Origin of the sequence: Acinetobacter sp. NS-4, from assembly GCF_037402435.1 — a bacterium.
Classification (GTDB): Bacteria; Pseudomonadota; Gammaproteobacteria; order Pseudomonadales; family Moraxellaceae; genus Acinetobacter.
In genome coordinates this window covers 208,389-228,031 of record NZ_JBBEUE010000003.1, presented here as the reverse complement: position 1 = coordinate 228,031, position 19,643 = coordinate 208,389, and the positions used below count along the sequence as shown (strand labels likewise).

The 19,643-nt window shown below is 41.9% G+C and carries 20 protein-coding genes; 18 read left to right on the top strand and 2 right to left on the bottom strand.

Going from position 1 to position 19,643, the window contains the following annotated elements; all coding sequences use genetic code 11:
* Positions 1–25 precede the first annotated feature (25 nt).
* From tsaE to hfq, 4 genes are all read left to right on the top strand, one after another.
* Complete coding sequence (gene tsaE, locus WAE57_RS03955) at positions 26–502, top strand: tRNA (adenosine(37)-N6)-threonylcarbamoyltransferase complex ATPase subunit type 1 TsaE (protein ID WP_337708490.1); 477 nt, start codon at positions 26–28, stop codon at positions 500–502.
* Positions 495–2,465 (top strand): DNA mismatch repair endonuclease MutL, encoded by a 1,971-nt coding sequence (gene mutL, locus WAE57_RS03950; protein ID WP_337708428.1) that lies wholly within the window; start codon positions 495–497, stop codon positions 2,463–2,465. The genes tsaE and mutL overlap by 8 nt, the downstream gene beginning before the upstream one ends.
* A 6-nt stretch (positions 2,466–2,471) precedes the next feature.
* Positions 2,472–3,416 (top strand): tRNA (adenosine(37)-N6)-dimethylallyltransferase MiaA, encoded by a 945-nt coding sequence (miaA, locus tag WAE57_RS03945; RefSeq protein WP_337708426.1) that lies wholly within the window; start codon positions 2,472–2,474, stop codon positions 3,414–3,416.
* A gap of 91 nt (positions 3,417–3,507) precedes the next feature.
* Entirely contained in the window at positions 3,508–4,026 is a 519-nt protein-coding gene (hfq, locus tag WAE57_RS03940; RefSeq protein WP_337708425.1) for an RNA chaperone Hfq, read from the top strand.
* Between the two features lie 203 nt (positions 4,027–4,229).
* Here hfq and WAE57_RS03935 read toward each other — a convergent pair whose 3' ends face one another.
* Both WAE57_RS03935 and lptD read right to left on the bottom strand, forming a co-directional pair.
* On the bottom strand, positions 4,230–5,534 hold the full coding sequence (locus tag WAE57_RS03935; protein WP_337708423.1) for a peptidylprolyl isomerase: 1,305 nt from the start codon (positions 5,532–5,534) through the stop codon (positions 4,230–4,232).
* Positions 5,534–7,981: an LPS assembly protein LptD gene (gene lptD / locus WAE57_RS03930; RefSeq protein WP_337708421.1), complete on the bottom strand. Its 2,448-nt coding sequence runs from the start codon at positions 7,979–7,981 to the stop codon at positions 5,534–5,536. The genes WAE57_RS03935 and lptD overlap by 1 nt, the downstream gene beginning before the upstream one ends.
* 119 nt (positions 7,982–8,100) lie before the next feature.
* Here lptD and WAE57_RS03925 point away from each other — a divergent pair, with 119 nt between their 5' ends.
* The 14 genes from WAE57_RS03925 to WAE57_RS03860 all read left to right on the top strand — a co-directional run bounded on the left by WAE57_RS03925 (position 8,101) and on the right by WAE57_RS03860 (position 19,637).
* Entirely contained in the window at positions 8,101–9,114 is a 1,014-nt protein-coding gene (locus tag WAE57_RS03925; RefSeq protein ID WP_337708419.1) for a phosphotransferase, read from the top strand.
* The gene (gene murU, locus WAE57_RS03920) at positions 9,115–9,804 is read left to right on the top strand and encodes an N-acetylmuramate alpha-1-phosphate uridylyltransferase MurU (RefSeq protein WP_337708417.1); all 690 of its coding nucleotides are present in this window, start codon (positions 9,115–9,117) and stop codon (positions 9,802–9,804) included.
* A gap of 84 nt (positions 9,805–9,888) precedes the next feature.
* Positions 9,889–10,521, top strand: coding sequence for a 16S rRNA (guanine(527)-N(7))-methyltransferase RsmG (gene rsmG, locus WAE57_RS03915; protein ID WP_337708415.1), 633 nt, complete (start codon positions 9,889–9,891; stop codon positions 10,519–10,521).
* A 24-nt stretch (positions 10,522–10,545) separates the two neighbouring features.
* Positions 10,546–11,328 (top strand): ParA family protein, encoded by a 783-nt coding sequence (locus WAE57_RS03910; protein ID WP_086174970.1) that lies wholly within the window; start codon positions 10,546–10,548, stop codon positions 11,326–11,328.
* On the top strand, positions 11,325–12,212 hold the full coding sequence (locus tag WAE57_RS03905) for a ParB/RepB/Spo0J family partition protein (RefSeq protein ID WP_237787180.1): 888 nt from the start codon (positions 11,325–11,327) through the stop codon (positions 12,210–12,212). The genes WAE57_RS03910 and WAE57_RS03905 overlap by 4 nt, the downstream gene beginning before the upstream one ends.
* A 27-nt stretch (positions 12,213–12,239) precedes the next feature.
* A complete protein-coding gene (locus WAE57_RS03900) occupies positions 12,240–12,878 on the top strand; it encodes a MotA/TolQ/ExbB proton channel family protein (RefSeq protein WP_237787181.1) in 639 nt (212 codons plus the stop codon).
* Between the two features lie 8 nt (positions 12,879–12,886).
* Positions 12,887–13,312, top strand: coding sequence for a biopolymer transporter ExbD (locus WAE57_RS03895; RefSeq protein WP_337708412.1), 426 nt, complete (start codon positions 12,887–12,889; stop codon positions 13,310–13,312).
* Positions 13,309–15,036 carry a lipid A export permease/ATP-binding protein MsbA gene (msbA, locus tag WAE57_RS03890; RefSeq protein ID WP_337708410.1) on the top strand — a complete coding sequence of 576 codons (1,728 nt, stop codon included), beginning with the start codon at positions 13,309–13,311 and terminating at the stop codon, positions 15,034–15,036. Before WAE57_RS03895 ends, msbA begins: the two co-directional genes overlap by 4 nt.
* A 3-nt stretch (positions 15,037–15,039) precedes the next feature.
* Entirely contained in the window at positions 15,040–16,044 is a 1,005-nt protein-coding gene (gene lpxK, locus WAE57_RS03885) for a tetraacyldisaccharide 4'-kinase (RefSeq protein WP_337708408.1), read from the top strand.
* A 12-nt stretch (positions 16,045–16,056) separates the two neighbouring features.
* The gene (kdsB, locus tag WAE57_RS03880) at positions 16,057–16,818 is read left to right on the top strand and encodes a 3-deoxy-manno-octulosonate cytidylyltransferase (RefSeq protein ID WP_337708406.1); all 762 of its coding nucleotides are present in this window, start codon (positions 16,057–16,059) and stop codon (positions 16,816–16,818) included.
* A gap of 13 nt (positions 16,819–16,831) precedes the next feature.
* Positions 16,832–17,815 carry a DNA polymerase III subunit delta' gene (locus WAE57_RS03875; RefSeq protein ID WP_337708405.1) on the top strand — a complete coding sequence of 328 codons (984 nt, stop codon included), beginning with the start codon at positions 16,832–16,834 and terminating at the stop codon, positions 17,813–17,815.
* A gap of 20 nt (positions 17,816–17,835) precedes the next feature.
* On the top strand, positions 17,836–18,177 hold the full coding sequence (locus tag WAE57_RS03870) for a PilZ domain-containing protein (RefSeq protein WP_086174977.1): 342 nt from the start codon (positions 17,836–17,838) through the stop codon (positions 18,175–18,177).
* Between the two features lie 26 nt (positions 18,178–18,203).
* On the top strand, positions 18,204–18,977 hold the full coding sequence (locus tag WAE57_RS03865) for a TatD family hydrolase (RefSeq protein ID WP_337708402.1): 774 nt from the start codon (positions 18,204–18,206) through the stop codon (positions 18,975–18,977).
* Positions 18,978–19,022: 45 nt separating this feature from the next.
* Entirely contained in the window at positions 19,023–19,637 is a 615-nt protein-coding gene (locus WAE57_RS03860) for a TetR/AcrR family transcriptional regulator (RefSeq protein WP_086174979.1), read from the top strand.
* The last annotated feature ends 6 nt before the right edge of the window (positions 19,638–19,643 follow it).

The following is a 19,643-nucleotide window of genomic DNA, read 5'->3' as shown; positions in this document are numbered from 1 at the left end:
TATTTGAAATCATGTCGTGAGTAATATGCAGTATTCATTTAAACTGGCCTTAAACAATGAAGACGATACCCAAAATTTAGCACAGGTTTTGGCACAGCATTTTACCGCGGGCGTGATTTACTTAATTGGTGATTTGGGTGCAGGCAAGACCACGCTTACCCGCTATTTCTTGCAAAGTTTGGGGCACAAAGGGGCAGTAAAAAGCCCGACCTATACCTTGGTAGAACCGTATAATATTCATGGAAAAGACATCTTCCATTTCGATTTATACCGTTTAAATGATCCTTATGAACTTGAGTTGATGGGCATTCGTGACTATTTGGAAACACCGAATGCGCTATTTTTATTTGAATGGCCATCCAAAGGTGGTGATGAAATACCAGAGCCGGATCTGATCATCAATATTGAAAAGTCTGAAGATGAGCTAACACGTAGCGCAACTTTAAGTTTCTCATCTGAAGCATTACAACAAGCCTTAGCGAGTCAATTTAACAATGCATGATGATGTAATAAGCTTGCGTCGTATTCATACCCTTAATCCTGCACTGGCGAACCAGATTGCTGCGGGTGAGGTGATTGAACGTCCCGCGTCTGTAGTCAAAGAATTACTGGAAAACTCGATTGATGCGGGTGCGACGGAGCTTGTTATTCGGGTTGAGCAAGGTGGCAGCACCTTAATTGAAATTATTGACAATGGCCGTGGCATTCATCCTGAAGACTTGGCTCTGGCGGTAATGCGTCATGCCACCAGTAAAATTCAAACGGCAGATGATTTGCATGCCATTGTCAGTTTGGGCTTTCGTGGTGAAGCCTTGGCCTCTATTGCCGCAGTCTCGCGGCTAACCCTATGCAGCAGTCAAGACGATGAAGGAGTGGGCTATCAGGTTGAAGTCAATGGTACGGCTTTTGATCATCAGGAAATTCAAGCGGTCGCAACGCAAAAAGGCACCCATATTCGGGTACAGGATTTGTTTTTTAATGTGCCGGCACGTCGCAAGTTCTTAAAAAAACAGGGCACTGAATTTGGTCATATTGAAGAGATTGTCCGTCGTCTGGCCCTAACCCATTTTGATATCCGTTTTGTTTTAGAACATAACAACACTATTCGTTTGAATTTGCCGGTTGCAGATAGTGGTGAACTGCGCTTCCAGCGTGTACAGCAATTATTGGGCCGACAATTTACCGAGAATGCTTACTGGATCGATGCCGACAGTATTAATATGCGCCTATCTGGCTGGCTAGGACATCCATCAGATGCAAGAGCACAAGCAGATTTACAATATGTCTATGTGAATGGACGGATTGTCAAAGATAAAACCATCTCGCATGCCTTGCGTATGGCTTATGACGGCATTCTGCATGGTCATCAACATGCTGCTTATTTGCTATTTTTAGAAGTCGATCCTGAAAATATTGATGTCAATGTACATCCTACTAAACACGAAATCCGGTTTTTAAATCAGCGTGAAGTTCATGAATTTGTAAGGCATTTTGCTAAAGAAAAGTTGTCTCAATTTCAAACGGCCACAGCTGAGCTGGCTTTAGCAATGAAAAAAGATGAAGCAGACCAGATGGCTTCGCTACAACCTCAGCCGCGTTATCAGGAACAATTTCAACTGCATAAGGCGGTAGATGCCTATACGCCACAACCAGAAGCACAAATTTCCACGGATTTGCTCAGTGATTTTAATTCCAGCAGTCCGCAAACGGTGCATTATGCGTCATCATCGACAGCAGCACATAGCTATGCAAGCTCACAGCAGCTGAATAATGCCTTAAAAAGCTATCTTGCACCATTACGCGAAGAAACGGATGTTCAATCTTCTATAACAAATAGCCTAGGTAGTATAGAAAAACAACAATCAACTTATGTCGATGAGCATCCACTCGGTATTGCCATTGCACAGTTGCATGGTATTTATATTCTGGCACAGAATACTGAAGGCCTGATTATTGTCGATATGCATGCTGCACATGAACGCATAGTATTGCAGCAAATGAAAGCGGCATGGGATAAACCCGAGTTCTGGACATCACAGCAATTGCTGATTCCTAAAGTGATTAGCATCAGCCGTATGCAGGCCATGCGGGTCGATGATCTGAAAGAACAGTTGGCACGTCTGGGTCTGGAAATTGACCAGTATGGTGATGAGCAGGTGATTGTACGCGGAGTACCCGCTATTTTGCACAAGGCCGATTTTGCGGCTTTAGTGCCTGAATTACTTAATGATCTCGATCCCAATGACGAAGTACAGGGATTGCTGCAAAAGCGCGATCAAATTTTAGCAGGTATGGCTTGTCATGGTGCTGTACGTGCACACCGTATCTTAAGTCTTTCGGAAATGAATGCTTTACTGCGTCAAATGGAACAAACTGAATTTGCCAGTCAGTGTAATCATGGACGTCCAACCTGGCGTGCATTTCCACTTTCACAATTAGATAAACTTTTTGCTCGAGGAGAGTAGTTGTACATGTCGAATCAATTGCCGGTCATCAATTTAATGGGACCAACTGCAAGTGGTAAAACCGCTTTGGCATGTGAACTTTATGAGCAAGGTCATTTTGAGCTGATCTCTGTCGATTCTGCGCTGGTCTATCAGGACATGGACATTGGTACCGCCAAACCGACTAAAGAGGAACAGGCGCGCTATCCACATCATCTGATCGACATAATTACGCCCTTGGAAGTGTATTCGGCTGCCCAGTTTGTAGAAGATGCCTGTGAGTTGATTGATGATATCCATGCGCGCGGTAAAACTCCGATTTTAGTCGGAGGTACCATGCTGTATTTCAAGGCTTTATTGGAAGGATTGTCGAGTAATTTGCCCAGTTCAGATTATGCGGTACGTGCTGAAATTGAGGCTAAAGCAGAGCGTGAAGGCTGGGAAGCTGTTTACCAGGAATTATGTGAAGTTGATGTTTTAGCGGGTCAGAAATTTAAAGTCACTGATAAACAACGCATCATCCGCGCCCTGGAAGTATTTAAGCTGACCGGACAGCCAATTACAAAACTACAAGCCGAGCAACCCAAAAATATACCCTATCGTTACACTTTTCATAATCATGCTTTATTGCCTGATCGTGTAGAATTACATAAGCGTATCGAACAACGCCTAAAAACTATGTGGGATATCGGATTTTTACATGAAGTGGAAAGGCTGATTGAAAAATACGATTTAAATGATAATTTACCATCCATGCGCTCAGTTGGTTATCGACAAGCTCTAGAATTTATACAAAAAAGTGACAGAAGTAACGAAAAACAACGAGAAATGGAGGATAAGTCTTTATTTGCAACACGACAACTGGCAAAACGTCAATATACCTGGTTAAGATCTTTGCAAGAATCGCATAAATTTAAAACATATTTGACGGTCACGCAGGCTCAAGAGGACTTGCGAAAGTGTTACGGATAAAGCAAAATTTAGTAACTATCTTTTTTATAATTTTTATTGAGAAATAAAGATAGTTTTTTGCGCTGATTTTTAAATTTTTTGGAGTTATAACATGTCTAAAGGTCAAACTTTACAAGATCCGTTCTTAAATTCTCTCCGTAAGGAACGTATTCCTGTTTCTATCTTCCTGGTGAATGGTATTAAATTGCAAGGCCATATTGAATCATTTGACCAATATGTAGTTTTGTTGAAAAATACTGTAAGTCAAATGGTTTATAAACATGCCATTTCTACAGTTGTTCCTGCACGTAACCCACGTCCTGCTGGTGCTCCTGCCGGTGCTCAAGGCGCTGGTGGCTTTGGTGGTGGTCAGCCTCAAGGTGGCTTCGGTGGTCAAGGTGGCTTCGGTGGTCAAGGTGGCTTCGGTGGTCAAGGTGGCTTCGGTGGTCAAGGTGGCTTTGGTAGTCAAGGTGGCTTTGGCGGTCAAACTGGTGGCTTCGGTGGTCAAGGTGGCTTCGGTGGTCAACAAGGTGGTTTTGGTGCTCAAGGTGGCTTCGGTGGTCAAGCAAACCCAGGTTTTGAAGGCGAAACAAAATTTGAAGATTCTCAAGACGACGAAAATAACCGTTAATTGTTAATTTTTAGAAAACCTCTCCTTGTGAGAGGTTTTTTTTGCGTAAAAATTAGAAAATAAAATGAATGGGCATTGGATAGGTTTTTAAAAATTATTTGCTGGGATTTTAAATAGAGGTGAATGTGGGTTTTTATATCATGGAAAATATAAAAGCCAGCTGTTCACACAACTGGCTTCGGGCTAATTTAAATCATCTGAAATTATTTATTTTTCTTCCGGTCAAGACTAGGATCTTTAATTTCTACAAAGGCATTGTTGCGAATTTCGCGTAACCAGCTATCCAATTCGGCATCAAATTGCCGTTCACCTAGAATTTGACGTGCCATACGTTGCTGATATTCACCCGTCATATCTTGCTGGCGTGTATCAGTCACCTGAAGAATATGCCAGCCAAATTGAGTCTGGAAGGGTGCACTGATTTGACCTGCAGGGGTATTCTTCATTTGAGCGTCGAATTCAGGCACCATCACACCTGGGCTAACCCAGCCTAAGCTACCGCCATCGCGTGCAGAACCCGGATCAGTGGAAAAAGTAGAGGCCAATACGGCAAAATCTTCACCTGCTTTTAAGCGGTTATAGATACTGTCAATTTGCTGTTTGGCATTTTCCGGACTCACCACTTCAGAAGGCTGAATCAAAATATGGCGTGCCTTATATTGAGGTACAATCGCTTTCTGATCTGCACCTTTACGATCCACCAGTTTTAATACATGGATACCATCACGAACAGGAATCAGGTCTGTGGTTTGTCCAACTTGTAGCGGGCTTACACGTGCAGCCAGTTCACCTGGGATGTCGGATAGATTACGAAAACCCATATCGGCACTTTCAACTTTTATGCCATTTGCAGTGAATTTTTTATCAAGGGCCTGAATATCATTACTCTCTTTGAGAGCAGCTTGAACTTGTTTGGCCACTTTCTCTATGTTGTTTTCACCAGAAATGCGGATATGCAATACATGAACCTGATTGCCTAAAGCAGCTTGACCTTGCGGAGTTTTTAAGAAATTTTCTACATCCTGATCACTAATTTTAATGCGTGACATCACCACCTGTTGACGCAAGCGGTTAATTGCTAAATCTTCTGCGATACGATTACGCAAAGACTCATAAGTCCCTGGTGCAATACCGTCGAGCTTTTGTTGGAATGCTTCTAAACTCTTGCTACCCGATTGGCCCGCGACCTTAAGCACAGCTTCATTCAGTTCTTTTTCGTTCGGTTTGATATTGTAGCGTTTAACTTGCTCGAGTTGCGCTTGACGAATAATCAGTTGGTCAAGTGCCTGTTGCTGTAAATACTGTTCAGGCGGGAGCTGTTTTTTTTGCGCTTCAAGCTGATGTTTGAGTTCGGCGATACCTTGTTCTAAATCACTTTTTAAAATGACACTATTATCTACCAGGGCTACCACTTCATCTGAGGGTTGCGCGAATGTAGTCATTGATGAAGATAAAGCTAAAGCAAGAGCAGTCGCTTTAAAAAAATGTTTTAACTGTATTGTCTTCATTAACGTTGTGTCCAAGATTGATTAATTTTATTAAAACCTAGAATACGGTTTTCTAGTAATGATGAAAGCTTTTTGTTGAAACCACCTAAACCTTTGAGGCTGACTTCAGCCATAATCGCGTGTTTTGCATTTACGCCATCTGCATTTACATCATCTAGGTCATTATAATAAGAGCGTCCATAAACCGAAATGCCCCAGCAACATGACTCATAATTTACACCTAATAAATACTCGCGAGCGACGTTATTGTCCAGATCATATTGAGCATGACCTAAAATCCGCCAGTTATTTGCTACAGGTTGAATGAAAGATGCAACCACTTGGTCATATTGCTTTTGTCGGTTTGGAATATCTTTGCGATAGAAATAGCCTAGGTTATAAAGGTTGCCTTGATTGCCGGTATAATACAGTTGCAAGTCACGCTGAGCATTGTCACCATTTGACATCCAGGCTGAATTTGCGCCAATAGTGAAATTTTGTGATAGTTGGCTGGAAACGCTTAAGACTGGTCCGGTATGACGTTCAGTATCAAACTGGTCAGATTCATTATTTAGACTGACACGACGGTCTTCAAAGTAAAAGCTTTGGCCTACACTGGTTTTTAAGCGTTCCAGACCAATTTCATCAAACAGGCTATAACTTAGACCTAAAGATAAGAAATTGTTGTCTTCAAGTCGGTCATGACCATAGAAACGGCGTGGGCTGAACAACTGATCATAATTGATAGAAGCGGTGGTAGAGTCAAAGTTTGGATAAGTATCCTGGTTTTTATACGGAGAATAGGCATAAAAAGCGCGAGGGGTAATCGTTTGTAGATATTTACCTTCTTTTTCAAAGGTTAAGCCTGTATCTAAAGTAAATTGCGGTACAGTGACAGACTTTGTTTCATCCGATGAGCGAATGTTTTGAGCTGCAATCGTGTTTTGATCATAGAAAGTATTGATATTACGCAGTGATATTTCCGGAATGACAAATGACCATGGATTACGGTAGTTGTAACGGACTGCAAAATCATTATAAATACGTGTGCCGCTTGGCTCGGTAGTTACACTGTTGAAATCGGAGATGTCTTTTTTGAAGTAAGCGGTGTCATTATTGAATTCATATTGCAAGCCTAATGGATTGCCATTTTTATAATTCAATAGAAACTGTGGTAGACGAGCATAAGGACGGTCTTCAGATGGAACAGTCTTGTCCAGTGTCTGGAAATCTTCCACCTTGAGCTGGGCCTTTAATCCCGGAATGCCATTTTTATAATTCAGTTCCCAGGCACGGCGTAAGTTTAAGTCGGTCTTGGAGTTGGGATTGTTATTTAAATCAGAAAAATAGTCTTTATCTGATGCATAGTTATATTCGAGATTGGTAGAAAACTGGTCGTTGATTTGCCAGTTATGTAAAAAATGTAAATCTTTACGGTCTTGGTCGTTATATTTACTATCCGAAGCTAGATAACCACCCCAAACCATACCCGAGCCAAAATTTTCCGTTAAATAACGGAATTCACCTTCAAGCATGGCGCCACGATTGGCAATATATCGTGGAGTGACAGTCGCATCGTAATTCGGTGCCAGGTTTAAATAAACCGGAACTCCAAGCTCTACACCGCCATCATTAGAAAATCCGAAACTTGGGGTCAAAATACCTGTGGTACGGCGGTCATCAATCGGGAAGTTGAAGTAGGGTACTGCTAAAACAGGAACATCTTTTACATAAAGTTTAGTTCCACGTGTTTCACCACGTCCGGTTTCTTTATTTAAAGTAATTTTATTGGCCTGAATTTTCCAGGTTGGCGTTTCATCTGGTGGACATGTGCTATAGGTCGCATTGTTCATCACCACCACGTTTTCTGAGGTGCGGGCAATTTTTCCCGCATGGCCATGCGCATGCTGCTCTTCAGAAATGTAGAAGCTGTTATTCAGGTCGCCTTGCTGGGTTTTTAAGTTGTAATTGATCTGGTCACTCTGTGCGAGTAAACCGCCCTGTGCCATTTGTACACGACCTTGGGCATTGGCATAAGTTTGGGTTTGATCAATGGTGATTTTATCAGCACGAATTTGACGACCTTGCTGATCAATCAGCACATTGCCTTCCAATACCGAATCACCATTTGGATCATAATGACCATAATCGGCTGTTACAGTGGAGGTTGTGTTTTCCGGGTCTGCAGGCTGGGTTTCAGGACTAATCGGGGTAATCCAGGCTCCTTGACAATAAGCAGAACTTAACTGTTGTCCTCGGCGTTGCTGGGCTTCAGGAGAGGATTTGTCTACATAATATTGTTCAAAAAATTGTTGTCCAGGATATGATTCCTGAATACTGTCTTTCATTTTTTGGTTGTCGACAGTCGAAGCTGGAATTGTGGATTCAGCATAGCTTGAAATCGAGCTGCCACATAAAAGGGTAAAGATAGCAGTCGCTAAAGGATTAAATTTAAACTGATGCTTCATTTGTTCATTAACCAAGTATGCTTAATCGCAATTAATTATCCTCGCATCATAGAGAAAAAGTTGATAAGTGGCTACACTTAGCACTTTAAAAACTCAGCCTGTATTAGAATTTATCGCAAATGAATACACAACGTGAACAATTGATACAAACATGGATTACATCTGTACTTGGTTCAGATCAATTTGAAACTCATTTTTTGGCAGGCGATGCAAGCTTCCGTCGTTATGCACGAATCAAATTGAATAATAAAACATTTATGCTTATGGATGCACCACCAGAAAAAGAAGATTGTGGGCCTTTTGTGACGATCGATGAATTTTTTGATAAGAATGGTGTGCGTGTACCACATATTATTGCTAAAGACTTAGAACTAGGCTTCTTATTGCTGGAAGATTTTGGCGATGTTTTGCTCTCTACCTTGCTGAATGAGCAAACTGTAGATGCTTATTATGCGCAAAGCTTTAAACAATTGATTCAATTACAAGTAATTGATGGAACAAATCATTTTCCGAATTATTCCTATGAAAAACTGATTTCTGAAATGGAATTGCTGACTGACTGGATGTTGCCTTCATTGCAAATTCAGCCTACAGCAGAAGAAAGTGCTTTAATTAAACGCAGTTTTGCCATTTTAGCCAATGCTGCTTTGGCACAACCTCAAGTGATTGTACACCGTGATTTTCATAGCCGTAACTTGATGAAAATTGAAGGCGAAACTGATCTGGGCGTAATTGATTTTCAGGATGCCGTGATTGGTGCGGATACCTATGACCTGATTTCAATTACCCGTGATGCCTATGTACAGTGGAATGCAGGCCGTGTTTATACCTGGTTCAAAACCTTCTATGACTTGTTGCCTGAATCAGCAAAGCAGGACCGTGATTTCGAGCAGTTTAAAAAAGATGCCGATATGATGGCGATTCAGCGTCATATCAAAATCTTGGGTATTTTTGTGCGTCTGTTTGAACGTGATGGCAAATCGGGTTATCTCAAAGATTTACCGCGCGTGATGTGGTATTTACTGGAAGAAAGTCAGCCTTATGCAGAACTGCAACCCTTTATGCAGTTTATTCAGGCTAAAGTAATGCCGAAGTTTGAAGCCAAATATGGTCGTTATGAGGTTGCTGCATAAATGAAAGCCATGATTCTTGCTGCGGGCTTGGGTAACCGCATGCGTCCACTGACTCTGCATACACCAAAACCATTGCTGGAAGTGGGTGGCAAACCATTAATTGTTTGGCATATTGAAAAATTGCAAAAGATTGGCGTTACAGAAATCCTTATTAATACTGCCTGGTTGGGCGAAAAACTTGTCCAGACATTGGGAGATGGTTCAGAGTTTGGCGTCAATATCTTGTGGTCTCATGAAGGTGAAGGCTTGGAAACTGCGGGGGGTATTATTAATGCCTTGCCGCTTTTGGGTGAAGATCCTTTTATTCTGGTCAATGGTGATGTATGGACCACCATGGATTTTTCAACTTTACTGGATGTGAAACTGGAAAATGACCTCGCTCATCTGGTTTTTGTCGATAATCCGGCTCAACATCCGCAGGGTGACTTTATCCTGGCCAATGGTCGTGGTTATACTTTTGATCAAGATCAGCAAGGTGAAGCACTGACTTATAGTGGCGTTGCGGTGATTCATCCCCGCATGTTTGCAGGCCTAGAAAACGGCAAGCGACCACTCGCACCTTTGTTAAAGCAAGCTATGCTTGAGCAACAAATTTCTGCATCCAAAATGCAGGGTGTTTGGGTAGATGTTGGCACTCCTGAACGATTAAATGTACTGGATCAACAAATTAAGCAAGGCTTGTACGACTAAGTGCATATTCACTAAGCATAAGCTACTGTGACTTGTTGTATAAATCGGTATACTTCCATTAACTTTTCGAGACGTTATTTGTATATGCATCAGTTTTTTAAAGAACTTAAGCAGGGTAGTCAGGCTTTGGGTTTGGAGCTTAGCGATGAGGCTTTAAATTTATTACTCAAATACCAGGATGCTTTGGTACTGTGGAATAAAGCATATAATTTGACCGCGATTCGTGATCCGAAAGAAATGCTGGTGAAGCATTTACTGGATAGCTTGAGTATTTTGAAAGATTTACCACAAGGTCGCTTGCTGGATATTGGGACTGGTGGCGGTATGCCGGGCATGATCATTGCATTATGCCAACCTGAACGCCAATGTGTATTGCTGGATTCAAATGGTAAAAAAATCCGTTTCCTGAAACAGTTTATTGCTGATTTAAAACTAAAAAATGTGGTTGCGGTACAAACACGTGTTGAAAATGAAGAAAGCATTCAGGAACTGGGCCAGTTCGATGTCATCACCAGTCGGGCATTTGCCTCTTTAACTGATTTTGTGGCTGCATCTCAACCCTTTATGCATGAGCAAAGTATTATTGCATCAATGAAAGGTTTAATTCCTGCAGATGAAGTGGATGCTTTAAAAGATCAATTTAATTGCGAAATTATTGAACTTAAAGTTCCGCGTTTAGACGAACAACGTCACTTGCTTTTATTGAAACATATTTAATTTTTTCGAAGGATTGGGGTCACCATGGCACAAATTATTGCGATTGCGAACCAAAAAGGTGGCGTAGGTAAAACCACAACCGCAGTAAATTTGGCAGCATCGTTAGCTGTTTTGAAAAAGCGCGTTTTACTTGTGGATATGGATTCACAAGGCAATGCCACGATGGGGTCTGGTATCCAGAAAAATGATCTTTTGTATTCGGTCACTGATGTGTTATTGGGCGAAGTTCCAATTGAAACCGCAATTACCAAAGCAGAAGTGGGTTATAGAGTTTTAGGTGCTAACCGTGACTTGGCTGGTGTAGAACTTGCTATTGCTGAACAGGATGGCCGCGAATATATTTTGCGTGACGCATTACAAGAAATTGAATCTTCTTTTGATTATATTATTGTTGACTGTGCACCCAGCTTGAGTTTGATTACGGTCAATGCTTTGGCAGCTGTGCAGAGTGTGCTGATTCCAATGCAATGTGAATATTATGCCCTGGAAGGTCTGGCTGATTTAACCCAAACCATTGACCGTATTCAGCAGGCTTTGAATCCGGATCTGCAAATCGTGGGTGTGTTACGCACCATGTATGATGCGCGTAATGCGTTAACCCGTGATGTTTCTGAAGAGCTGGAACAATATTTTGGTAAAAAACTGTATGAAACGGTCATTCCGCGTAATGTACGTTTGGCTGAAGCACCGGCGCATGGTTTGCCGATTATCTATTTTGAAAAAAGCTCGAAGGGTGCGGTTGCCTATTTAAATCTGGCTGCTGAAATGTTAAAGAAAAGCAAAGTAAAAAAAGGAAGTAACGCATGACCACAAAAAAACGCGGACTAGCTAAAGGTCGTGGTTTGGATGCCTTGCTTGGCTCGATCCAGAAAGAAAAATTACAAATGGAAGCTCAAGCTTTAGATCATGGTCAGCTCAAACAGATAGATGTGCATTTATTAAAACGCGGTGAATATCAACCGCGACGTTTTATTCATGAACAGGATTTGCAGGAGCTTGCTGCTTCTATTGAAAAACACGGGGTGATGCAGCCGATTGTGATTCGTCCGATCGATGATGAAAAATATCCCTATGAAATTATTGCCGGTGAACGCCGTTGGCGTGCTGCACAACTGGCGGGTTTAACCGAAGTTCCTGCGATTGTTCGTGACTTGAACGATCAGGTGGCGATTGCGCTGGCATTGATTGAAAACATTCAGCGTCAAGATTTGAATCCGATTGACCAGGCCATGGCATTACAGCGTTTCCATGAAGAATTCGGTTTAAGCCATCAGGAAATTGCCGATACCGTGGGCAAGGCCCGTACCACAGTCAGCAATTTATTGCGTTTGTTGACTCTGGCTGAATCGGTAAAAGACTTTATGCAGCAAGGTCTGCTGGATATGGGGCATGCCCGTGCAATTTTAACTTTAAAAGCCAAAGACCAGCTTAAAGTCGCAGAACATGTGATTGAAAAAAGTTTATCTGTACGCCAAACCGAACAATTGGTGCGTGAGTTAAATACGCCAAAACAAGAAAAAGCCAAAGCGGAAGTTGCGCCAGATATTCAACAATTGACTCAGCGTTTGGCTGAGCGTTTTAGTGCAGATGTGAAAATTGATCATAATAAACAAGGCAAGGGTAAACTGGTTATTCAATATCACTCGCTTGATGAGCTAGATGGGATATTAAATATCTGTTTTGCAGAATAATATTTTTGTTTTTTATTGGGGAAAAACATGTGGGAATTAGTCAAGGCGGGTGGATGGCTTATGCTGCCACTGGTTTTATGTTCAATTTTTACCGCTGCAATCACGATTGAACGCTTTATTCGGTTAAAAAAAACCATGATTTTGCCTAAGGTATTGTTGTTAAATCCAGCGCAAAATGCCGAAGCGGTCATGCAGCAGTTGCAACAGAATCAAGTGCTACAAAGTACGACTTTGGGGCGCATTTTTATGGCGGGTTACCAAAGTAAAAATCACAATGAACAATTTGCTCGTGCACAAATGGAAGCTACTGCATCGCAAGAAATTGGTTATCTGGAAAAAAACATCAACTTTCTGGGCACACTCAGTGCTGTAGCACCATTATTGGGTTTATTGGGTACGGTGCTGGGGATTATCGAATCCTTCTTGGTGATTGATTTGGGTACCAATAGCAATCCGACTTTAATGATTCCAGGTATTTCCAAAGCCTTGATCACTACTGCAGCAGGGATGTTTATTGCTATTCCGGCATTGTTTGCCTATCGCTATTTTCAGCGTTTGGTTCAAGAATATATTGCAGAACTTGAGCAACAATCGACCTTATTTCATGCAGCACTTTTCTATCAAAATTCTACAGATCAAGAACAAGATATTAGAAAAGCAGGTTAAGGTGAAAAATGAAATTCAAACGCACACAAGTTGAAGATATTCACATTAACCTGACCCCCATGATCGACTGCTTGCTGTTTATCTTGGTGTTCTTACTGTTATCAACCACATTCAACCAGTTTAGCCGCATGAATTTAACCCTGCCAGATGCGCAAGGTGTACCACCTAAACAATATGATCATAAAATTGAAGTGGTAGTTGATGCTTCAGGGCATTATTCTATTAATGGACAATCGATTGCGACCAAGGATATTGCAGATTTAAGTACTGCAATTAAACAGATTTCCAATGATCGTCGTGATTTAATGTTTGTTATTGCTGCTGATGCCAAGGCAACGCATCAGGATGTGATTCGTGTAATGGATGTGGCAGGACAGTTAGGTTTTGTTAACATCAATATTAGTACCAAAGTTCCGTCTAGAGGTTATGAGTGAAGCAAGATTTTAAAGTCTACCTGCGTCTTTTAGGATATCTGAAACCTTTTTGGGGTATAGCGATACTGGTTTTTGTTGGTTTTTCCATCAGTGCTGCGACTGAAGTATCGATTGCGAAATTACTGGAAAAAATCATTACCGCAATTCAGCATAGAGACCAGAGCTTTACTTCTATATTTCCTTTCCTGGTTATTTTATTGATGTTTTTCCGCGGTTTAGGTTCCTTTATTGGGGGCTATTATACCGCAGTGATCTCCCGGAATTTAGTCTTTAATATTCGTCAGGAAGTTTTTGGCAAACTGCTTAAACTTCCATCGCAATATTATCTGGATAATACCAGTGGTCATATCACCGCTAAAATCATGTATAACGTGGAGCAATTAACCGCTGCTTCATCTGAATCGCTGAAAACCATTGTTCAACAAGGTCTGATCACCATTGGGTTGTTAGGGTATTTATTGTATAGCAACTGGCGACTTACCCTTATTATCCTTATTTTTGCTCCGTTAATGGGGTTGCTGGTTCGTAAAGCCTCAAAACGTATGCGTGAATTATCTATTCAGGTTCAGGATACTATGGGGGATGTTAACCATGTGGTGCAGGAAACGGTGAATGGCAATTTAATCGTTAAGGGTTTTGGTGGACAAGAATACGAGCAGGCTCGTTTTCGCAACAATTCGCTGGAAAACTTGAAACGTGGTTTAAAAATGGTTGTGGTGCAGCAGCTGAATAGCCCTGTAGTGCAATTCATTATGTCGCTGGCTATGGGGATTATCATCTGGATTGCGTTACGACCAGAAATTTTACGTGATACCAGTGCAGGTGAGTTTGTTGCTTACATTACAGCAGCGGGTATGTTAAGCAAGCCGATTAAAGCTTTAACCGATGTGAATGAGAAATTACAACGCGGTATGGCTGCTGCGCATTCAGTTTTTGAATTGCTCGATTTACCAGAAGAACAAAATACCGGCACGGTTACTCCGCTACTTAAAGGTAACATTCAATTCCAGAACGCAAATTTAATTTATGCAGATGGTCATCATGCAATTCATGATTTTAACCTGGATGTTAAGGTGGGTGAAACCATTGCCTTGGTGGGGCGTTCAGGAGCGGGAAAGACTTCTCTGGTCAATTTGCTGGTACGTTTTCAGGAACTGAGTTCAGGCAATATTTATTTAGATCAGTATGCCATTCAAGAGCTGGAAATTAATACTTTACGTAACCAAATTGCCATGGTGAACCAGCAGGTGGTGTTATTTAACCGCACTGTGCGTGAAAATATCGCTTATGGACAACTGGAGAATGCATCGGAAGCGGAAATCATTGCAGCAGCAAAAGCAGCCTATGCGCATGACTTTATTATGGCTTTACCACAAGGTTATGATACGCAATTAGGCGCACAAGGTTTAAATCTTTCAGGTGGACAGCGCCAGCGTATTGCCATTGCCCGTGCTATTCTGAAAAATGCCCCAATCCTGATTCTGGATGAAGCCACCAGTGCCCTCGATAATGAATCGGAATACTTTATCCAGAAGGCATTTGATGCAGCCATGCAAGACCGTACCACCATTGTGATTGCACATCGTTTATCTACCATTGAAAATGCTGACCGTATTGTGGTGATGGATAAAGGTAGAATTGTGGAGCAAGGCAATCATGCAGAATTGATTGCCAAGCAGGGTGCTTATTATCAATTACATCAGCGTAATTTCGAGGAACATTGATTTATGTCAGTAGCACAATTGATTCAAGATGCTTGGAATAAACAGGCCAAGTGGTTGATTGTGCTTAGACCTTTGTCATGGATTTATCGTGGTGGTTTTTTACTGAATAAAAAACTTTACCAGCTGGGCATTAAAACCAGCTATCAATCACCCGTTCCGGTGATGGTGATTGGCAATATTACCGTTGGGGGCAGCGGGAAAACACCATTGCTGATTCAGCTGGTTAATTATCTGCAAACTCAAGATGTTCGCGTGGGTGTGATTAGTCGTGGTTATGGTGGAAAGGGGCCTTTCCCAGACTATGTCGATCTGGAATCGCTACCCGAAGTTGTTGGAGATGAACCCTGTCTGATTGTGCAGTCTACCGGTGTGCCGATGGTGGTGGGTTCGAATCGGCAACAGAGTATTGAATATTTATTGTCAAAGTATGATTTAGATTTAATTATCAGTGATGATGGTTTGCAACACTGGGCTTTGGCACGTCAAATTGAATGGATTGTGTTAGATCAAAATCGTGGTCTCGGCAATCAAAAGCTATTGCCTGAGGGATATTTACGCGAACCTCCAAGCCGATTAGCAACAGCGACTGTCATTGAGCATGCAGTTGAGCCGACATCTGCTTTAAATATGCATCTTGAAGTTACAGATCCCTATTTGCTAAATGCAATGGAAGCCAAACCCTTTAATCCGGATGATAATTTTTATGCCGTGGTCGGTATTGGGTTTCCACAGCGTTTTTATAGCACTTTAGAGTCTATGGGTATTCATCAATTCCAGTGTCATGAATTTCCAGATCACTATGATTATGAAATCACTGATCTGCAATTTGAAGATGCAAATCCTATTATTACCACGGAAAAAGATGCGGTTAAACTTTTGCCATTATTAAAGCAAAATCCTGATTTTAATCGCGAAATCTGGGTGGTTCCGGTTGAAGCGGTGCTTTCAGCACAGTGCTATGATGTATTAGGTCAGCAATTACAGCAATTCGGTATTCAAATTTCTTAAGGTTCATCGTTTATGAAACATATTGTTATTCCAGCACGTTTTGCAAGTTCACGTTTGCCGGGTAAACCGTTATTGGAAATTCATGGTCGTGCCATGATTTTACGTGTGGTGGATCAGGCAAAGAAAGTTGCTGGTTTTGATGATCTCTGTGTAGCCACGGATGATGAGCGTATTGCAGAAGTGTGTCGAGCTGAGGGCATAGATGTAGTGCTGACCAGTGCGGATCATCCCTCTGGCACCGACCGTTTAAGTGAAGTTGCACGCATTAAAGGCTGGGCCAGCGAAGATATTATTGTCAACGTGCAAGGGGATGAACCTTTGCTTCCTGCTCAGTTGGTGCAGCAGGTGGCGCAGCTTTTAGAGTCACAACCTGAATCTTCCATGTCGACATTATGTGAACCGATTCATAGTCTGGAAGAGTTCCAGCGCGACAGTATTGTTAAGGTGGTGATGTCCAAATATAACCAGGCTTTGTATTTTAGCCGTGCCACGATTCCTTATGATCGTGATGGTGCCAAGCAAGCAGTTCAGCAATTGCATCAACAGGCATACCGCCATTTGGGCTTATATGCTTATCGTGTGAATTTGCTGCAGGAATATGTGTCTTGGAATATGGGGGTATTGGAAAAGCTGGAAAGTTTGGAGCAATTGCGTGTGCTGGAAAATGGGCATCGTATTGCGATTGCGGTTGCAGAAGCAAACTTGCCACCGGGTGTAGATACGCAGGCGGATCTGGATCGTCTGAATCAGATGGATGTTGCTTGCTTCGAATAAGGTGAATTCCTCCATGCAAAATAATGTTGTGGCACAAGTTTACCCATGGCAGCAAACGGTTTGGGATACCTTGACAGGGCGCTTTCCGAAACTGGGTCATGGCCTGCTTTTCTATGGCAAAGAAGGCTGTGGGAAGGAAGCTTTTGCACAATATTTTTTGGCTTGGGTATTGTGTGCTAACCGGCATCTAAACAATGTGCCGTGTGGTGAATGTGGCAGCTGTTTGTGGTTAAAGTCAGATACCCATCCCAACTATGTCTATATCAGCACAGATGAAGACAATAAAAAGCAAAACGCCAAAATCAAGATTGAAAAAATCCGTGATTTATTGCCCTTTGTGCAGCAAACTGTGGATGGCTGGCGTGTGATCGTAATTGAGCCGGCAGAAGCCTTAAATATCGCATCTGCCAATGCCCTGCTTAAGACTCTGGAAGAGCCGGGCGATCGGATAGTGATTATTTTATTGGCTGATCACTATTTAAAACTTCCTGCCACGATTCGCAGCCGTTTGCAGCATTTTGCACTCGACCGTATTTCTGTGGCTCAAGCGGATAGCTATCTATCCGAGCATTTGCCTGATTTGGACCCAATCCAAAAACAGTTATTGATGAATTTATCCAATCAGATGCCATTGCAGGCCATGCAGCTGGCTGAAATGGAATGGTTGAACAAGCGGCAAGAATTTTTAACGGACTGGCAAAAACTGGTCACACAAAAAAATATGCCGATGGCAATTGCGACCAAGTGGAATAAAGCGCTGAGTTTTAGTGACTTTACACAAATGTTTGAATACTTGTTGTCAGATTTAATTTGTGTCAAGCTAAATCAGCAAGTTAAAAACTCGGATCTGGATTTGAGTGGATTATCAGAACAATATACTTTGGAATTTTTATTTACGGTTTATTCTGATTTACAGCAAGCTAAACAATATTTTGAGCAAAATGTCCAAAGCAATTTAGTGCTGGATCAATTGTGTATAAAACTAATGAATATTTAAACATTTAAAAGGGGAATCAAATGCAACCACGTATGGGCGGTATTATTCAAGTCAATATCCCGGATAAAGACACGTTATATGCCAGTTATATGCCCTATGTTGTCGGTGGGGGATTGTTTATTCCGACCAAGCAACCGGTCACGCTGGGTGAAGAAGTATTTGTGTTGGCGACATTGCCTGAACAATCACAAAAAATTCCTTTAACCGGTAAAGTCATTTGGATATCGCAAAAGCAAAATGGCATCAAATTACAAGGCTTTGGCATGCAGTTGACCGGAGAAAAGGGTGTTTATTACAAATCAGAGGCCGAAAAGATACTTACAGGTATTAAGTCTGAAGGTCGAACTAGTTACACTATGTAGCTGTTTAATCGATTTAGGATCTCACCGTGTTTGTAGATACTCACTGCCATTTAACCTTGCTGGATTTAACGCCTTATGATGGCAATCTGGATCTGGCATTAGCTCAGGCGCGTGAAGCGGGTGTATCCAAATTTATGAGCATCTCGGTTGACCTGGATGACCATATCGAGCTGGCTAAAATTGCCTCACGCCATGCGGATGTAGGATACAGCGTCGGTGTTCATCCCTGTGAAGATCCTGTGACTATGGCGCGTGCAACCACGGATTATCTGATTGAACTGGCGCAGCCTGAAAAAGTTTGGGCCATTGGTGAAACAGGACTGGATTATTTTCACAGTACCGATTGTATTACAGAACAAAAACAATGTTTTGCTCGCCATATTCATGCCTCTCAGGCGGTGAAAAAACCGGTGGTGGTACATACCCGTGCTGCCAAGCATGATACGGTCGATATCATCCGGGCTGAAAAATCTACCCATGGTATTTTGCATTGTTTTACTGAAGACTGGGAAACTGCAAAGGCTGTGCTGGATTGTGGCTATTATGTGTCATTTTCCGGGATTGTTTCTTTTAAAAATGCGCAGGATTTACGGGATGTGGCCAAGCAGGTTCCACTTGACCGCGTACTGATTGAGACCGATAGCCCTTATTTGGCACCAATGCCTTACAGAGGAAAATCTAATGAACCAAAATACGTTCCTTATGTAGCAAAAGCCTTGAGTGATGTATATGATAAGTCAGTTGAGGAAATTGCTTTCATTACAATGCAGAACTTTGAAAACCTCCTTAATTTAAAGTAAATAATTTAAATTGATATAAGCGCAGAAGAGAATTACAGAGTGAAGATGGATCGTCAGGCTCAGTTTCGAGCAAGAGAAGCGTTAATTTTTCAGGTTGCAGAGCAACTGCTGTTAGAAAATGGCGAATCAGGGATGACGCTAGATGCGTTGGCAGCAGAACTCGATCTGGCGAAGGGAACTCTATATAAACATTTCCAAAGTAAAGATGAACTGTACATGTTGCTCATTATTCGTAATGAGAACATGCTACTCGAGATGATTAAGGACGCGGAGAAAGCCTTTCCAGAGCATTTGGCTTTCTTTATGCTGCATCATTTGCATCATCCTGAGCGCACGGTGCTGTTCCATCAAATAGAGGAACGCCTTTCTACAACCGGGATCGGCATTAATCTTTTGTTTAGTGAACTGTATCAGGTCAGAAAACAGCGTTTGCGTATTATTATCCGTATGACTGAAAGCTATTTAGAAAGTATTCAAAGTGGCATGTCGACACGTGATTATCTGGCATCCATTTGGGCCTTAACGCATGGCGCAGCAGCTATTCTGAATTCCAGTTTTTACCAGCGTTATCTGGGGTCACGTGACACATTGCGCGTGGCGTATATCGATCAGGCACTGGCCATGCCAAAACAGGTCAGTTCTGCGGAACAGTTTGCTTAAAGGTAT

What these genes read in the sequence shown, in the direction of transcription:
- tsaE (WP_337708490.1), top strand. Translation starts at nt 26, where the DNA reads ATGCAGTATTCATTTAAACTGGCCTTAAACAATGAAGACGATACCCAA.
- mutL (WP_337708428.1), top strand. Translation starts at nt 495, where the DNA reads ATGCATGATGATGTAATAAGCTTGCGTCGTATTCATACCCTTAATCCT.
- miaA (WP_337708426.1), top strand. Translation starts at nt 2,472, where the DNA reads ATGTCGAATCAATTGCCGGTCATCAATTTAATGGGACCAACTGCAAGT.
- hfq (WP_337708425.1), top strand. Translation starts at nt 3,508, where the DNA reads ATGTCTAAAGGTCAAACTTTACAAGATCCGTTCTTAAATTCTCTCCGT.
- WAE57_RS03935 (WP_337708423.1), bottom strand. Translation starts at nt 5,534, where the DNA reads ATGAAGACAATACAGTTAAAACATTTTTTTAAAGCGACTGCTCTTGCT.
- lptD (WP_337708421.1), bottom strand. Translation starts at nt 7,981, where the DNA reads ATGAAGCATCAGTTTAAATTTAATCCTTTAGCGACTGCTATCTTTACC.
- WAE57_RS03925 (WP_337708419.1), top strand. Translation starts at nt 8,101, where the DNA reads ATGAATACACAACGTGAACAATTGATACAAACATGGATTACATCTGTA.
- murU (WP_337708417.1), top strand. Translation starts at nt 9,115, where the DNA reads ATGAAAGCCATGATTCTTGCTGCGGGCTTGGGTAACCGCATGCGTCCA.
- rsmG (WP_337708415.1), top strand. Translation starts at nt 9,889, where the DNA reads ATGCATCAGTTTTTTAAAGAACTTAAGCAGGGTAGTCAGGCTTTGGGT.
- WAE57_RS03910 (WP_086174970.1), top strand. Translation starts at nt 10,546, where the DNA reads ATGGCACAAATTATTGCGATTGCGAACCAAAAAGGTGGCGTAGGTAAA.
- WAE57_RS03905 (WP_237787180.1), top strand. Translation starts at nt 11,325, where the DNA reads ATGACCACAAAAAAACGCGGACTAGCTAAAGGTCGTGGTTTGGATGCC.
- WAE57_RS03900 (WP_237787181.1), top strand. Translation starts at nt 12,240, where the DNA reads ATGTGGGAATTAGTCAAGGCGGGTGGATGGCTTATGCTGCCACTGGTT.
- WAE57_RS03895 (WP_337708412.1), top strand. Translation starts at nt 12,887, where the DNA reads ATGAAATTCAAACGCACACAAGTTGAAGATATTCACATTAACCTGACC.
- lpxK (WP_337708408.1), top strand. Translation starts at nt 15,040, where the DNA reads ATGTCAGTAGCACAATTGATTCAAGATGCTTGGAATAAACAGGCCAAG.
- kdsB (WP_337708406.1), top strand. Translation starts at nt 16,057, where the DNA reads ATGAAACATATTGTTATTCCAGCACGTTTTGCAAGTTCACGTTTGCCG.
- WAE57_RS03875 (WP_337708405.1), top strand. Translation starts at nt 16,832, where the DNA reads ATGCAAAATAATGTTGTGGCACAAGTTTACCCATGGCAGCAAACGGTT.
- WAE57_RS03870 (WP_086174977.1), top strand. Translation starts at nt 17,836, where the DNA reads ATGCAACCACGTATGGGCGGTATTATTCAAGTCAATATCCCGGATAAA.
- WAE57_RS03860 (WP_086174979.1), top strand. Translation starts at nt 19,023, where the DNA reads ATGGATCGTCAGGCTCAGTTTCGAGCAAGAGAAGCGTTAATTTTTCAG.